We start from the raw sequence: 14,671 nt of genomic DNA on the forward strand, positions 1-14,671 counted from the left end.
GCCGCACTGTGCCGAGACAGGAGGGATTGGGCGAATGATTGATCTCCCGCTGGCGCGACTCGCGGCCGAACTCACCGGAAAGGTGGCCGGTGAGGTGCGTTTCGATCCCGGATCCCGGGCCACATACTCCACCGATGCCTCGAACTACCGCGCGGTGCCGCTCGGCGTTGTGCTGCCACGCACACCCGAGGATGCGGCCGCCGCCATCGCGGTGTGCCGCGAACACGATATGCCCGTGCTCTCGCGCGGCGGCGGCACCAGTCTGGCCGGTCAATGCTGCAATGCGGCCGTGGTGCTGGACTGGAGCAAGTACTGCGATCGGCTGATCTCGGTCGATACGGCGGCCCGCACCGCGATCGTGGAACCGGGCATCGCGCTGGACCCGCTCAATGCGCAGTTGGCGCGCTACGACCTGATGGTCGGCCCGAAACCCGCGACCCATGTCAGCTGCACGATCGGCGGGATGATCGGCAACAACTCCTGCGGTTCCACCGCGCAGGCGTACGGGAAGATGGTCGATTCGGTGCGGCGGCTGGAAATCCTGACCTACGACGGGTTACGCGGTTGGGTCGGCACGGATTCCGAGGATGGGTTTGCGGAATTGCGGGACGGCCTGCGGCGGATCCGTGATGAGTACGCGACGGACATCCGGCAGCACTATCCCGATATTCCGCGCCGGGTCTCGGGCTACAACCTCGATTCCCTGCTGCCGGAGCACGGCTTCGATCTCGCGAAACTGCTCGTCGGCAGCGAGTCCACGCTGGTGACGGTGTTGCGTGCCGAAATCGAGCTCGTGCAACGCCCGAAAGCGGTGGCGCTGACCGTGCTCGGCTATCCCGATATCTACGACGCCGCCGATGCGGTTCCGATCGTGTTGCAGCACAACCCGATAGCGCTGGAAGGGGTGGACCACCGGCTGGTCGACCTGGAGCATCTCGAACATCTGGCCGGGGGCGCCATCGCGCAGCTGCCGGACGGAAATGGTTGGCTGATGGCGCAATTCGAGGGTGCCGACCAGGACGAAGCCGATCGCAGGGCGCAGACGATGGTCGAGGAACTGACCATGAAGACCGGTGCCACCTCGACAATGATCGACGACCCCGCGCGCGAGGCGGAGATCTGGATGGCCCGGGAAGCGGGCCTCGGTGCCACCGCCTATCCACCGGACAGTCCGGAAACCCATGAGGGTTGGGAGGATGCCGCGGTACCGCCGAACCGGCTCGGCGATTACCTTCGCGACTTCGAAAGTCTGCTGGACGATTTCGACTACCGGTCGTCCTCGCTGTACGGCCACTTCGGTCACGGCTGTGTCCACACCCGCATTCCATTCGATCTCCGTAGCGCGGAAGGCATTTCGAAGTACCGCGGCTTCGCCGAGCAGTGCGCACAGTTGGTTACGCGGTACGGCGGATCGCTGTCCGGTGAACACGGCGACGGTCAGTCGCGCGGCGAACTGCTGCCGATCATGTTCGGCGAGCGGATCGTCGAGGCATTCGGCGCGGTCAAACATCTCTTCGATCCGCGCAATCGGATGAATCCCGGCAAGGTCGTGCACCCGCGACCACTGGATCAGGACCTGCGCCAAGGTGCGAACTATCGACCGTGGGAGCCGGCGACCCACTTCGCTTTCCCGGAGGACGACCATCGGTTCAGCGTCGCCGCCGCACGCTGTGTCGGCGTCGGCAAGTGCCGCAGTCACGAGGGCGGTGTGATGTGCCCGAGCTACCGGGCGACCAGGGAGGAGGAACACTCCACCCGTGGCCGCGCCCGACTTCTGTTCGAAATGCTCCAGGGCGAGGTGATCACCGATGGCTGGCGCTCCACCGAGGTGCACGATGCCCTCGATCTGTGCCTGGCCTGCAAAGGCTGCCGTAGCGACTGCCCGGTCGATGTCGATATGGCCACCTACAAGGCCGAATTCCTCTCCCACCACTACGAACACCGCGTCCGGCCGATGGCGCACTATTCGATGGGCTGGATCCCGCTGTGGGCCCGCCTCGCCACCGCCGTGTCCGCACCGGCCAATGCGCTGGCGCAGAGCCGGGGCACGGGTGGGCTGCTCAAACGGCTCGGCGGTGTGGATCCGCGCCGCGAACTACCGCGTTTCGCCCGCGAACGCTTCACCGAGATGTTCGCCCGCCGCGCACCGGACGAGCGCGGCCACCGCGGCCGAGTGCTGCTGTGGCCCGACACCTTCACCAATAACTTCGCCCCCGAAATAGCCGAAGCCGCGGTGACCGTACTGGAGGCCGCCGGATTCGAGATCGAAATACCAAGGCGCACAGTCTGTTGCGGATTGACTTGGATTTCCACCGGCCAACTCCCCACCGCGAAACGAGTATTGCGCCGCACTTTGCGTCAGCTCGAACCCCAATTGCGCTCGAGCACCCCGATCGTCGTGCTCGAACCGAGCTGCGCCGCCGTCTTCCGCTCCGATCTCACCGAATTACTCCCCGGTGACGAAGACGCCCACCGCCTGGCGAATCAGGTCCGCACCCTCGGCGAAATCCTCACCGAACGAGCCGACGACTGGGAACCCCCGCGCATCGACGCGCACGCCATGGTCCAACCACACTGCCACCAGCACGCGATCTTGCACTACGAGGCCGACCAAAGGCTCTTGACCGCAACCGGACTCGACGTCGAAGTGCTGGATACCGGATGCTGCGGCCTGGCAGGCAACTTCGGCTTCGAACGCGGCCACTACGACGTCTCGGTAGCCTGCGCCGAAGACAAACTCATGCCGACCATCCGCAAGCGCGAGCCCGAAACCCTGGTCCTGGCAGACGGTTTCAGTTGCCGAACCCAAATCGAGCACCTGGATCCGCAAGCCCGGCCTAGGCACGCGGCACAAATCCTCGCCGAGGCGATCCGCGACAACTGAATCAGTCGGTGTCGAACAGCCGATCGGCGGGCGCGAGTTGGCCGATGGTGTTCGAGATCTGGGCGACCAGAGCCCAGGGGCGCTGGGTGTCGGTGGTGGCCTTACCGCTGGTGAGGATCGCACCGGAGAGTCCGCGGGTGGGATCGGCCCAGCCGTATTGGGTCGTCAGGCCGCTGCGGCCGAAGTGCGACTGGGTGTTGCGCCCGAACTTCGAGCGACGAGCGCCGAGTTCGAAGCCCGCGCTGCTGACTCGTCCGGCCAGGCCGGGTATGCGGCGTGCAGGGCGGATCGCTTCGCGGAGCGTGCCGGGCTCGATGATCCGGACGCCATCGAGTTCACCACCGCGAGTGAGGATTTCGTAGAAACGGGACAGCTCGTAGGCCGTCGTGACGATATTGCCCGACGGCAGTTCGGCGGTCAGGAAATCCCGATTCGCGGATCTGGCGGTCGCACCGTCCATCCGGCCGCCGAGCGCCTTGCGCGCCAGAAGCATCGACATGCGTGACGGTGGCGGGCCGGTCTTCACGCTGGGCACGACCTTGTCGACGTCCTCGGGCCGGACCCCGAAGTTGTTCCAGCGGAAGCCCAACGGTTCGAGCACCTGTTCGGTGAGATGTTCGCGCATCCGCTTCCCGGTGGCCCGCTGCACCAGCAGCCGTTGGATCAAACCGCTGGTCAATGCGTGATAGACGCGGAACCGACCCGGCGGCCAGCTCGGCACCAGATCGGCCAACCCCTGTACGGCCAACTCCTCGTCGAGCACCAGCTCGACGCCCTTGTACGGCGGCGTAATGAACGGCACACCGGCCGAATGCGACAGCACATCGCCGATGGTGATCGCATCCTTGCCGTGCGCCGCGAACTCCGGAATGTATTTGCACACCGGATCATTCAGCGCGAACGCACCCTGTTCGATCAGCATGAACATCAGCGTCGCGGCCACACCCTTGGCCGTGGAGAACCCGCAGAACAGCGTCTCCGGCGTCGCGAGCACCTGCTCCGCATCCGGACCGTCTTTCGGCGCATTCCCCCAGCCGTGCCCGATCGCCCGGTTCAGCACGATTTTCCCATTGCGCCGCAGACAGGTCTGAATCGCGGGCGTCGTCCCCATCCGGTACCACGCCTGCACCGACGCCCACAGCGCCGCGATGTCGTCGTTCGTCAACCCGGCATCGGCCGGATCGTCCTCGTGCCCGACCGTCGTCACCGCGTCCAGATCATCGGCGACGGTCACCAACGTGCCAGGAACCACCTTCACCGGGCCAGCATATCGACGCTGATCTTTCTCCCGATCGAGCCCACGCTCTGGTTTCACGAAACGAGCCGGGGTACTCGGCGGGCAGGAGGTGTGACATGCCAAAGGAATGGAGCAATAAACAGGAACGGCAGTACGAACACATCAAGGACTCGGCAGAGGACCGGGGCGCGAGCCAGAAGCGGGCGAAGGAAATCGCCGCGCGGACGGTCAATAAGAATCGCGCCCAAGCCGGGCAGTCGAAGACCGCGAGCCGTTCCTCGATAAAGGACAAGTCGCCACAGCAGCGCGGTGGGCAGCGCTCGGGCCGCAGCGGTCCGAAGGGCCCGACCCGCGACCAGCTGTACAACGAGGCCAGGCAACGCAATATCAAGGGCCGCTCCAAGATGAACAAGCGGCAGCTCGCGCGGGCCTTGGGCAAGGACTGAGGCGGATATGGCTGTGCCGGGCGCCGCGGAATTCGTGCCGCCGCACGCGAGCCTCGCCGAGTTGCGGCGGGCCTCGTGCGGCTGTCACGGATGCGATCTCTACCGGCACGCCACCCAGACGGTTTTCGGCGAGGGCCCGGAAAACGCCGACGTCGTAATGATCGGTGAGCAGCCCGGCGACCAGGAGGACGTGCGGGGACACCCGTTCGTCGGCCCCGCCGGGCGCCTGCTCGACCGTGCCATCGCCGAGGTCGGGATCGACCGCGACCGGATCTATGTGACCAATGCGGTGAAGCACTTCAAATTCGAGGAGCGCGGTAAGCGCCGCATCCACAAACAACCCGGACGCACCGAAATCGTCGCCTGTTCGGCCTGGCTCGACGCCGAGTTGCGGGCTATCGAGCCACAACTGGTGGTCTGCCTCGGCGCGATCGCGGCAAAGGCCGTGCTGGGTCCCTCGTTCAAGGTCTCCGAGCGGCGCGGCGAGCTCGTGACGATGCCGGACTACGCGGTGATCGCGACCGTGCACCCGTCGTCGGTACTGCGCGCGCCCGATCGCGACGGGGCCTACGCCGCATTCGTCGCAGATTTGAAAAGGTTGCGAACGGTGTGCGGTGGTATACGACCGATGTGACGGCCGAAAATATCACCCGGCCCCATGTACTGCGCGAATACGCATTCCTCGCGGACGGCGAGCGCGGTGTCCTGGTCGGTCCGCGCGGTGACTTCGCCTGGATGTGTGCACCACGCTGGCACAGCGACGCGGTTTTCGCCGGCTTGGTCGGCGGGGACGGCGCGTACTCGGTGACGCCGTCCGGGCGCTACGTGTGGGGCGGTTACTACCAGACAGGCACGTTGATCTGGAATTCACACTGGCTCGTCGGCTCGTCGGTGGTCGAATGCCGGGAGGCGCTGGCCTTTCCCGGTGATCCGCATCGGGTTGTGGTGCTGCGCCGGATCGTCGCGGTGCACGGCGATGCCGAGGTCGATGTGATGCTGCGGCCCGCCGGGCAGTTCGGCGAGGCGAAGACACGAGACCTGCACCGCACCGATGACGGGTTGTGGCTCGCGCGCGTCGGGGACCTCGCACTGCGTTGGACGGGCGGCGCGGCCGCGTCGGTCCGTGATGGTCGCGGCTGGACCGATCGAATAACGCTGCGACAAGGCGAGATACATGATCTCGTCCTCGAATTGTCCGATATCGCACTGCCCGACGAACCACCTGATCCGCACACCGCATGGGCGCAGACCGAATCCGCTTGGCAGCGTGGGGTTCCGAAGCTGGGCCCCTGCGCCGCTTCCCGCGATACCGCTCAGGCCTACGCGGTCATGCGCGGTATGACCGGTTCCACCAACGGCATGGTCGCCGCGGCCACCATGGGTCTGCCCGAACGCGCGGACCGCGGCGAGAACTACGACTACCGCTACGTATGGCTCCGCGACCAATGCTTCGCCGGTCAAGCCGTGGCGGCAGACGGGCCACACCCGTTGCTGGACAATGCATTACGTTTTGTGGCCGAGCGGCTGCTCGCCGAAGGGCCCGACGTATTGCCCGCTTGTACGATCACCGGCCAACCCATCCCGGAGCCCAGCAATCTGGACCTACCCGGCTATCCGGGCGGTCGTACCGTGGTCGGCAACCGGGTGCGCGACCAGTCCCAGCTCGACGTACTCGGTGAGGCACTGCTGTTGTTCGCGGCGGGCGCGCGGCACGAGCGGCTCACCGAGGACAGCCGCAAGGCGGTTTCGGTTGCGGTCGGGGCGATCGCCGAACGCTGGCGTCGACCGGATGCGGGCATCTGGGAGCTCGAGGACCGGCACTGGACGCACTCCCGGCTGGCCTGCGTCAGTGGTTTGCGCGCGGTTGCCGCCGTTGCCGAGAGCGGTGCCGACCCGGTGTTCTGTACGGCGCTCGCCGATACCGTCATGGCCGAAACCGCCCGCACCAGTGTGCATCCCAGTGGCGCGTGGCAGCAGGCGCCGGATGCTGTGGGTGTCGACGCCGCTCTGCTGCTGCCCGCCATCCGTGGCGGTGTACCTGCCGACGATCCGCGCAGCCTCGCCACCTATCGGGCGGTCGAGCGCGAATTGTGCACGGATTACTACGTTTATCGCTACCGCCACGACGAGCAGCCGCTGGAGACGAACGAGGGCGCATTTCTGTTCTGCGGATTCGCGATGGCGATCGCGGCCGCCCAACTCGGACACCAGGTTTCGGCGGCACGCTATTTCGAGCGCAATCGAGCGGCGTGCGGTACGCCGGGATTGTTCGCCGAGGAATTCGACGTCCGGCAGCGTCAGCTGCGCGGCAATATGCCGCAGGCCTTCGTGCACGCGATGTTGTTCGAATCCTCGGTCCAGCTCACCCGATTCGGCGATGAGTAAGGAGTTGTGATGAGTTTCGAACCACGAGTAGTGGTGATCACCGGGGCGAGTGCGGGCATCGGTCGCGCGGCCGCACGCGAATTCGCTTCGAGCGGTTGTAAAGTCGCGCTGCTCGCCCGCGGCGATGCCGGCCTCGCGGCCGCCGCCGATGATGTGCGCGCGGGGGGTGGTGAGCCGCTGACGATTCCGGTCGATGTCGCGGATTACCCGGCGGTCGAAGCTGCGGCGACGCGGGCCGAGGAGGTGCTCGGTCCCATAGATGTCTGGGTGAACTCGGCCTTCACCTCGGTCTTCGCACCGTTCGAGCAGATTGCCGCCGCGGAGTTCCGGCGGGTCACCGAAGTCACCTATCTCGGCACCGTGCACGGCACCATGGCCGCGCTGTCCCGGATGCGGGCACGTGACCGCGGCGCTGTCGTGCAGGTCGGCTCGGCGCTCGGCGCCCGCTCGATTCCGCTGCAGTCGGCCTATTGCGCCGCCAAGCACGCGATCAACGGATTCACCGAGTCGGTTCGGGTCGAACTGATGCACGAAGGCAGCAATGTGCATATCACGCTGGTGCAGGCACCGGCGGTCAATACGCCCCAATTCTCCTGGGTGCTGTCCCGATTGCCGAAGCGGCCACAGCCGGTGCCGCCGATCTACCAACCCGAGATCATCGCGCGCTCGATCGCTTTCGCCGCGAAACATCCTGAGCGCAAAGAATATTGGGTCGGCGCGAGCACGACCGGGACGCTGCTCGCCCAACGGCTCGCGCCCAGCCTGCTCGACCGATATCTCGCCCGCACCGGGTACGACTCGCAGCAGACCGATGCCGACGCCGACGCACGGGCCGACAATCTCTGGGAGCCGGTCGACCGGGCCGGTGGATACGACTTCGGCGCACACGGCGAGTTCGATGATCGTGCGCACCGGCGCAGTACCCAGGCGTGGTTGAGCCGGGGGCTCGAGACATTGGCCAGCGGGTTGCGTCGGCATTAGGCGATTAGCCGACCGAACCGCGGGTATGGCGCACATATGGTCCCGACGATCGACCAACTACTCCACGCGCTCACCCGGGCGGTGAACACACTGGCGGATGCCGGTATCCGCTTCGCGGTCGCGGGTGGTTGTGCGGTGTACGCGCGCGGCGGGCCCGCCTCGGAGCACGACGTCGACATCTTCATCAAACCCGCCGACCTGTCTCAGGCCCGCAGTGCGCTGGCCCGCGGCGGATTGCGAGTCGCCGATCCGCCCGAGGACTGGCTGACCAAGGTCTATGACGGCGGCGTCCTCATCGACCTGATCTATCGGCCGAACAACCGTGCCGTCACCGACGAATTGCTCGATCGCGCCGACATGATGCGTGTCGGCCCGACGATGGCGCCGGTGATCAGCGCGACCGACCTGATGATCGACAAACTACTGGTCTTCGATGCGCACCGACTGGACCTGAGCCCACTGCTGACGATCGCACGCGATCTGCGCGAACAAATGGATTGGGAGCGAGTGCGCAAGGAAACCGACATTTCGCCCTATGCCCGAGCCTTCCTCGGACTGCTGGACGACCTCGGAGTAATCGAGCCGAAGCGGGTGGTGTGAATGGATCGACCGCAATATCTGGTCGCGCACCTGCGCCGGGCACTGGCCGAGGATCCGCGCACCGCCGAACTCGGGGTCCAGGTGACGATCCGCGGCGACGTCGTCGTCCTCGGCGGCGAGGTGAGCAGTATCGAACGCAAGCTGCAGATGGAAAAGGTAGTGCGCGAACAGCTTCCGCGCGCCCACATCCACAACGACGTGCACGTCACGCCGCCCTGCGCACCGGGAGCCGCCGAGGCGCTGGCGGACTGAGACCGGAAGGAGTGTGGCATGCGGATCGCGGCAATCGGTGACATCCACCTAGGCGCCGAGTCGGGCGGCGAACTCCGCCCGGCACTCGCGGAACTGCACGACCGCGCCGATGTGCTGCTGCTGGCCGGTGATCTCACCCGGCACGGCACGGTCGAGGAAGGCCGCGTCGTCGCCGCGGAATTCGCCGATCTCGGCGTTCCGGTCGTCGCGGTGCTCGGCAATCACGACCACCACAGCGACGCGCAGCACGAGCTCACGGCCGAGCTCACCGATCACGGCATCACCGTCTTGGAAGGCACCGCAACGGAATTCGCCGTCGATGGACATACCCTCGGCATCGCGGGGACGAAGGGCTTCGGCGGTGGTTTCGCGGGCAAATGCGCGAGCGTCTTCGGCGAACGCGTGATGCGCGAATTCGCCTCGCACACCGTCGACCTCGCGGAGATGCTGCGCGACGCGCTGGCGGGCCTGCACACCGACATCACGATCGCGCTGACCCACTACTCCCCGATCAGCGACACCCTGCACGGCGAGCCACGCGAGATCTACCCGTTCCTCGGTTCCTATCTACTCGGCGAAACCATCGATGACCAGCGCGCCGACCTCGCGATCCACGGGCACGCGCACGCGGGCACCGAACGCGGCACCACCCCCGGCGGCATCCGAGTACGCAATGTGGCGCTACCGGTGGTGCGCACCGCCTACGTCGTCTACGAGCTGTCACCGGAAACAAAAGAATAATAAGGAGTACCGATGCCCTCGATCGGATCCATCGCCACGCTGGCCGCGGCGACCGCGGCGGTTGCCCTGCTCGCCGGCTGCGGCGGCAACGGCCCCCTCGACCCGGTGCCCGCCACGCCGACCTCCCATCCCGACATCACCATCACCTTCTCGTCCCCCGGCAGCTCCGCACAGGTGCCCAATCCGGACGAGATCACCCCGACGGCGGCAAAACAGCTGTGCGACATGCTCGAACCCGAGGTCGACCGTTGGCGCACCGAGGGCGCGCAGCTCGGCAAACTCGGCTTCAACGGCACAGTGCACGATTGGGCGGCCCGCAACGGCGGCCTCAACGACACCGTCCTGAAGGACCGGGCCATCGTCGATCGCATCACCACCACCCAATGTCCGGACGTCCGGCAACAGGTGCTGGACGCGCTGAATGTCAGCACGCTCGCCGACGGCCTGGTGGGATTCGGCCGCTGAGCGGTTACGAGGATCGAGTGGCGAGGATTCCAGCCAGGATGACCCGCAGGCCGCGTTCGAATTCGACATCGGTATCGGCGTCGAACAGCTCGGCCACCATCCGGGCGGTCCGCGGATAACGCTCGGCATCGACGGTGTGCGCCATCCGCGCGGGATCGTAGGGATTGCCGTCGGCGTACTCCGCGCCGGATTGCGCCTGTTCCTCTATAACGAACCCGATCGTGTAGTGCAGCAGGATCGGAAACACCCGCTCGGCATGGTCGACCGAGAAACCCGCGTCCTCGAGCGTGCGCAGGGTCAGTTCCGTGGTGCGCCACATGGCTTCATCGCTGACATAGGTTCCGGCCAGCACCTTCGCCCCGTCCCGATAGCGCAGCATCGACCGGCGCAACCGCCCGGCCACCGCCACCACCCAGTCCTGCCAGTCCTCGCCCTGCCGCGGCGCCTCGATCCCGTCGACAGCGGAGACGAATACCCGCCGTGCCATCGCATCGAGTAGTTCGCGCTTGTTCTTGACATGCCAGTACAGAGCGGGCGCCTGCACGTCCAGGGCCCCGGCCACCTTCCGCATGGTCAGGCCATCGAGACCGACCTCGTCGAGCAAACCCAGCGCTGCCTCGGCGATCACCGTCGCATCGATCTTCACTGTCACCTCCTGCTGTCCGACCCCTTGACACCTTAACAACGTTCTGGTCTCCTTAACATCGTTAAAGAGCTTAACAACGTTAAGGAGACCGACATGGAAACGACCGAGGTAGTGATCGCCGGTGCCGGACCGACCGGGCTGATGCTGGCTTACGAACTGCGCCTGGCCGGCGTGGATGTCGCGCTCGTCGATGGACTTCCGGCGCGCACCGGCGAATCGCGGGCGGGTGGGATCCACGCCCGCACCATGGAAATGCTCGATCAGCGCGGCCTGCTCGACGACCTATTCCCGCTCGGCCGAGTCATGCAGGCCGGGCACTTCGGCGGCCTGCGCCTGGACTTCAGCGACTTCAATACCCGCCACCCCTACACCCTCGCCGTCCTGCAGTCGGTGATCGAGCGCGAACTCGACCGGCGCGCAACCGAACTCGGCGCGGTCGTGCAGTGGGGTTCGCCCGTTACCGGTTTCCGGCAGGACGCGGCGGGCGTCGAGGTGGAAATCGGCGGCCCGAATCCACGCCGGATTCGCGCTGCCTACCTGGTCGGCTGCGATGGCGGCCGCAGCGCGGTACGCAAACTGGCGGGCATCGACTACGTCGGCACCGACGCGACCGCGACGGGCATGCTCGCCGATGTCGAATTGGCCGATCCGCCCGCACAGACCGTCTTCGCGCACCGCGCCGGTGCGGGCGACTTCTCGGTGGTGCAATTCGAGCCCGGCTGGTACCGACTGCTCGTGCAGCGCCACGACCTCGTCCTGGAGCGCGGCGCCGAACTGAGTTTCGAGGACTTCCGCGCCAACTTCACCGAACTCGCGGGCACCGACTTCGGGATGCACAGCCCGCGCTGGATCTCGCACTACAGCGATGCCGCCCGCCAGGCGGACCGCTACCGCGTGGGCCGCGTGTTCCTGGCCGGGGATGCCGCGCACATCCACTATCCGGCGGGCGGTCAGGGCCAGAACCTGGGGTTGCAGGACGCGATGAATCTCGGTTGGAAGCTCGCCGCCACCTTGCGCGGCAACGCATCCGACGAACTCCTCGACACCTATGAGTCCGAGCGCCACCCCATCGCCGCCCGCGTCCTGCACAACACCCGCGCCCAGACCGCGCTCGGACGTCCCGGCCCGCACACCGACGCACTGCGCGACATCATGAGCGACCTGATCGATATGGACCAGGTGCGCCACCGCCTCGGCCTGATGATCACCGCACTCGATATCCGCTACGACATCAAGGGCGAGCACCCACTCATCGGCCGTCGCGTCCCGGATGCCGATATCAGCACCGCCGACGGCGATACCCGCGTCCACGCACTGCTGCGCGCGGGCCGCCCGGTCCTGCTGGTACTCAACGGAAACGACGTGCCCGCAGTCCCGGAATGGCACGACCGGGTCGAGATCATCAGCGCCGCCAGCCGCGCCGAGCACTGGCCCATCCCCGGTTTCGGTGAGATCGCGGCCCCTGCCGCCATCCTGCTGCGCCCCGACGGTTACGTTGCATGGGCAACCGAGGAACCCACCACCGCAGGCTTGACCGAAGCACTCACCACCTGGGTCGGCGCCGCCGACCTCGACTTCACCTGAACCGCGCCACCCCGTACAGTGCGGACCGAACGGCAGCGCACCAGCTATCACGAGTTTCCAGCCGGATGCGGCATCCGGATACCGCGGCGATCGCGCAATTGGCTGTCGCGAGCCGACTCCAGCTCGACGTACCGGCGATTGCTTTAGAATCTCTTTACAAATACATTACCGAAGTTAGGCGCCGAACTCGAATAAGCCGAGCAATAGCAGCTAGCGATACGGTGACCGTTTTGTCCGATTTACCCGGCGCGAACCGAGACCTTCGGTTGATCAAGTTGTCTGCGGCATGACACTGTCCCTCGATGGACATCGTACGAAAACCCGCCCGAGAAAGATCAAAAACATTGCCTCGCAAAAGGGTTCCTAATGTGTATGCTATCGATCAATCAAGACCCCACTACGAGGTGGGATGATGACCGAGGACGGTGTCGAGGTGGATGTCAATACACTCCGAATGCGCCGTGCGACCGTCTTCGCAATAGGCGTCGGTGTACTGACTCTTGCTGCGGCCGGTCCGCTCGACGGGCTGCTGGTCGGCATGTTCATCTGCATCGGACTCGGACTCGGTTGGGTGAATGCCCAACTGACCCGATTGACGGTCAACCGCGTCGCCGACGCCGAGAAACCGAGGAAACAGGGTTTGTACCTCTCCTCGGCGACTCGACTGATCGCAATAACCGGCGGTTCGCTCGCAGTGGGTTTCCTGGCAAGGCCGCACGGCATCGGAATCTTCTTCGGCCTGGCCGCCTTTCAAGTGATTCTGGTGTTGGTCACCGTCTTGCCTGAAGTGAAGGAGCTTCGCCAGCAATCATGACGAATCAACTCGCCTTCATCGCCCAGTCGGCGCTTCCGGTGCTCGCACAGGAAGCGCCCGCCGAAGAGCCGAAAATCAAGGTCGGCGAACACGCGGTCGCGCATCTGTGGGGTATGGACTTCAATGTCGACACGATCATTTCGACCGCCCTCGCGGCGGCGATCGTGCTCGGTCTGGCGTTCTACCTTCGGGCGAAGCTGACTTCGGGCGTACCCAACGGCGTGCAGCTGTTCTTCGAGACCGTCACGGTCCAGATGCGCAACCAGGTGGAAAGCGCCATCGGCATGAAGGTCGCGCCGTTCGCGCTGCCACTGGCCGTCACCCTGTTCATCTACATCCTGTTGTCGAACTGGTTGTCCGTGCTGCCGGTGCAGTACGGACACGGCGAATTGATCGCACCGCCCGCGTCGGACGTCAATTTCGTCTACGCGCTGGCCCTGTTCGTCTTCATCATGTATCAGGGTGCGGGTGTTTATCGGCGCGGTCCCGGTGGCCACGCCAAGCAGTTGCTGAAGGGCCACACCGGATGGGGCCCTATGGTTTTCATCAATGTCATCGAGGAAGTCGCCAAACCGCTCTCGCTGTCGCTGCGATTGTTCGGCAACATGTTCGCGGGCGGCGTGATGGTCTCGGTGATCGCACTGTTTCCGTTCTGGATCAGCTGGGGGCCGAATGCCATCTGGAAACTCTTCGATCTCTTCGTCGGAGCCATCCAGGCATTCATCTTCTCGCTGTTGACCGTCCTCTACTTCAGCCAGTCGATGTCGCTGGAGGACGAGCATTAGCCCCTGCGACGCTTTCGGGTCGCTCGAAACAACTACGGATCGGCGCCGCCGATCGAGCTCAGTAAAGAACAGGAAGTGAAAAATGGCAGACGCAACAACGGCAGCCATCGTCCAGGGCGCGCTCATCGGCGGCGGCATCATTATGGGCGGTGGCGCCATCGGCGCGGGTATCGGTGACGGACTCGCCGGCGCCGCGTTGATCAACGGCGTTGCCCGTCAGCCGGAAGCCGAGGGTCGCCTCCGCGGTAACTTCTTCCTGACCGTCGGTCTGGTCGAGGCGGCGTACTTCATCAATCTAGCGTTCATGGCGCTTTTCGTATTCGCTACTCCAGGTAAGTAATTCAGTATGACTCCGCGAACGGATGTTGTTGCCGAGGGGAACTTCCTGATCCCCAACGGCACATTCTTCGCCGAGCTTTTGATCTTCCTGATCGTGCTCGGGGTCATGTGGTTCTTCGTCGTTCCGCCGATACGCAAGGTATTGGCGGAACGCGAGGCGAGAATCGCCGAAACCGCGGTCGACAACAAGGAAGCCAAATCCTTGTTCGCCGACGCCGAAGCGAAATACCAGGCGGCCGTCGCGCAGGCGCGCAGTGAAGCGGTCGAGATCAGGAACCAGGCAAGGGCCGAGGGCCGAGTTATCCTCGAGCAGTTGCGAAGCGAGGCGCAGGACGAGGCCGACAGGATCGTTGCGGAATCCGCGACGGAACTGCGGGCCCAGGCGGACCAGGTGGCCGCGGAGCTGCGTGATGCTGTCGAACCGCTCGCCGAGACATTGGCCGATCGAGTGCTCGGCATCAAGGATCGGCACGCCGGCTCCAGCGCCGGCCATCAGTCAGAACGAGCGTAGC

At 65.4% G+C, this 14,671-nt stretch carries 16 protein-coding genes; 14 read left to right on the forward strand and 2 right to left on the reverse strand.

Going from position 1 to position 14,671, the window contains the following annotated elements:
* Positions 1–34: 34 nt before the first annotated feature.
* Entirely contained in the window at positions 35–2,884 is a 2,850-nt protein-coding gene (locus ACZ60G_RS15760) for an FAD-binding and (Fe-S)-binding domain-containing protein (RefSeq protein WP_465810820.1), read from the forward strand.
* 1 nt (position 2,885) lies between these two features.
* Here the strand turns inward: ACZ60G_RS15760 and ACZ60G_RS15765 are convergent, their stop codons facing one another.
* Positions 2,886–4,142: a serine hydrolase domain-containing protein gene (locus tag ACZ60G_RS15765; RefSeq protein ID WP_465810821.1), complete on the reverse strand. Its 1,257-nt coding sequence runs from the start codon at positions 4,140–4,142 to the stop codon at positions 2,886–2,888.
* A 95-nt stretch (positions 4,143–4,237) separates the two neighbouring features.
* Between ACZ60G_RS15765 and ACZ60G_RS15770 the strand changes: the two genes are divergently transcribed.
* From ACZ60G_RS15770 to ACZ60G_RS15805, 8 genes are read left to right on the forward strand one after another with little or no spacing between them, the layout of a single operon-like run.
* On the forward strand, positions 4,238–4,567 hold the full coding sequence (locus tag ACZ60G_RS15770) for a plasmid stabilization protein (protein ID WP_465810822.1): 330 nt from the start codon (positions 4,238–4,240) through the stop codon (positions 4,565–4,567).
* Between the two features lie 7 nt (positions 4,568–4,574).
* A complete protein-coding gene (locus ACZ60G_RS15775; RefSeq protein WP_465810823.1) occupies positions 4,575–5,201 on the forward strand; it encodes a UdgX family uracil-DNA binding protein in 627 nt (208 codons plus the stop codon).
* On the forward strand, positions 5,198–6,952 hold the full coding sequence (locus ACZ60G_RS15780) for a glycoside hydrolase family 15 protein (RefSeq protein ID WP_465810824.1): 1,755 nt from the start codon (positions 5,198–5,200) through the stop codon (positions 6,950–6,952). Before ACZ60G_RS15775 ends, ACZ60G_RS15780 begins: the two co-directional genes overlap by 4 nt.
* Before the next feature lie 9 nt (positions 6,953–6,961).
* The gene (locus ACZ60G_RS15785) at positions 6,962–7,933 is read left to right on the forward strand and encodes an SDR family oxidoreductase (protein WP_465810825.1); all 972 of its coding nucleotides are present in this window, start codon (positions 6,962–6,964) and stop codon (positions 7,931–7,933) included.
* A gap of 36 nt (positions 7,934–7,969) precedes the next feature.
* On the forward strand, positions 7,970–8,533 hold the full coding sequence (locus tag ACZ60G_RS15790) for a nucleotidyltransferase family protein (RefSeq protein ID WP_465810826.1): 564 nt from the start codon (positions 7,970–7,972) through the stop codon (positions 8,531–8,533).
* The gene (locus ACZ60G_RS15795) at positions 8,534–8,785 is read left to right on the forward strand and encodes a BON domain-containing protein (protein WP_063043059.1); all 252 of its coding nucleotides are present in this window, start codon (positions 8,534–8,536) and stop codon (positions 8,783–8,785) included.
* Positions 8,786–8,803: 18 nt separating this feature from the next.
* Positions 8,804–9,526 carry a metallophosphoesterase family protein gene (locus ACZ60G_RS15800; RefSeq protein ID WP_465810827.1) on the forward strand — a complete coding sequence of 241 codons (723 nt, stop codon included), beginning with the start codon at positions 8,804–8,806 and terminating at the stop codon, positions 9,524–9,526.
* Positions 9,527–9,538: 12 nt separating this feature from the next.
* Entirely contained in the window at positions 9,539–9,991 is a 453-nt protein-coding gene (locus ACZ60G_RS15805) for a hypothetical protein (protein ID WP_465810828.1), read from the forward strand.
* Between the two features lie 4 nt (positions 9,992–9,995).
* Here the strand turns inward: ACZ60G_RS15805 and ACZ60G_RS15810 are convergent, their stop codons facing one another.
* Positions 9,996–10,637 (reverse strand): TetR/AcrR family transcriptional regulator C-terminal domain-containing protein, encoded by a 642-nt coding sequence (locus tag ACZ60G_RS15810; protein ID WP_465810829.1) that lies wholly within the window; start codon positions 10,635–10,637, stop codon positions 9,996–9,998.
* Positions 10,638–10,730: 93 nt separating this feature from the next.
* On the opposite strand from ACZ60G_RS15810, the gene ACZ60G_RS15815 reads away from it, so the two are divergent.
* The 5 genes from ACZ60G_RS15815 to ACZ60G_RS15835 all read left to right on the forward strand — a co-directional run bounded on the left by ACZ60G_RS15815 (position 10,731) and on the right by ACZ60G_RS15835 (position 14,670).
* Positions 10,731–12,221 carry an FAD-dependent monooxygenase gene (locus ACZ60G_RS15815; protein ID WP_465810830.1) on the forward strand — a complete coding sequence of 497 codons (1,491 nt, stop codon included), beginning with the start codon at positions 10,731–10,733 and terminating at the stop codon, positions 12,219–12,221.
* Between the two features lie 412 nt (positions 12,222–12,633).
* Complete coding sequence (locus ACZ60G_RS15820) at positions 12,634–13,035, forward strand: ATP synthase subunit I (protein WP_465810831.1); 402 nt, start codon at positions 12,634–12,636, stop codon at positions 13,033–13,035.
* Positions 13,032–13,820, forward strand: coding sequence for a F0F1 ATP synthase subunit A (gene atpB / locus ACZ60G_RS15825; protein WP_465810832.1), 789 nt, complete (start codon positions 13,032–13,034; stop codon positions 13,818–13,820). Before ACZ60G_RS15820 ends, atpB begins: the two co-directional genes overlap by 4 nt.
* 82 nt (positions 13,821–13,902) lie before the next feature.
* A complete protein-coding gene (locus ACZ60G_RS15830) occupies positions 13,903–14,160 on the forward strand; it encodes a F0F1 ATP synthase subunit C (RefSeq protein ID WP_040687366.1) in 258 nt (85 codons plus the stop codon).
* Between the two features lie 6 nt (positions 14,161–14,166).
* Positions 14,167–14,670: a F0F1 ATP synthase subunit B gene (locus ACZ60G_RS15835; RefSeq protein ID WP_465810833.1), complete on the forward strand. Its 504-nt coding sequence runs from the start codon at positions 14,167–14,169 to the stop codon at positions 14,668–14,670.
* Position 14,671: the final 1 nt, after the last annotated feature.

The sequence above is a fragment of the Nocardia sp. NPDC102475 genome (genome assembly GCF_055584605.1).

Bases quoted from the DNA above. Each gene is read 5' to 3' on its own strand.
- ACZ60G_RS15785 (WP_465810825.1), top strand. From the start codon at position 6,962: ATGAGTTTCGAACCACGAGTAGTGGTGATCACCGGGGCGAGTGCGGGC.
- ACZ60G_RS15800 (WP_465810827.1), top strand. From the start codon at position 8,804: ATGCGGATCGCGGCAATCGGTGACATCCACCTAGGCGCCGAGTCGGGC.
- ACZ60G_RS15815 (WP_465810830.1), top strand. From the start codon at position 10,731: ATGGAAACGACCGAGGTAGTGATCGCCGGTGCCGGACCGACCGGGCTG.
- ACZ60G_RS15795 (WP_063043059.1), top strand. From the start codon at position 8,534: ATGGATCGACCGCAATATCTGGTCGCGCACCTGCGCCGGGCACTGGCC.
- ACZ60G_RS15775 (WP_465810823.1), top strand. From the start codon at position 4,575: ATGGCTGTGCCGGGCGCCGCGGAATTCGTGCCGCCGCACGCGAGCCTC.
- ACZ60G_RS15835 (WP_465810833.1), top strand. From the start codon at position 14,167: ATGACTCCGCGAACGGATGTTGTTGCCGAGGGGAACTTCCTGATCCCC.
- ACZ60G_RS15770 (WP_465810822.1), top strand. From the start codon at position 4,238: ATGCCAAAGGAATGGAGCAATAAACAGGAACGGCAGTACGAACACATC.
- ACZ60G_RS15830 (WP_040687366.1), top strand. From the start codon at position 13,903: ATGGCAGACGCAACAACGGCAGCCATCGTCCAGGGCGCGCTCATCGGC.
- ACZ60G_RS15820 (WP_465810831.1), top strand. From the start codon at position 12,634: ATGACCGAGGACGGTGTCGAGGTGGATGTCAATACACTCCGAATGCGC.
- atpB (WP_465810832.1), top strand. From the start codon at position 13,032: ATGACGAATCAACTCGCCTTCATCGCCCAGTCGGCGCTTCCGGTGCTC.
- ACZ60G_RS15790 (WP_465810826.1), top strand. From the start codon at position 7,970: ATGGTCCCGACGATCGACCAACTACTCCACGCGCTCACCCGGGCGGTG.
- ACZ60G_RS15760 (WP_465810820.1), top strand. From the start codon at position 35: ATGATTGATCTCCCGCTGGCGCGACTCGCGGCCGAACTCACCGGAAAG.
- ACZ60G_RS15805 (WP_465810828.1), top strand. From the start codon at position 9,539: ATGCCCTCGATCGGATCCATCGCCACGCTGGCCGCGGCGACCGCGGCG.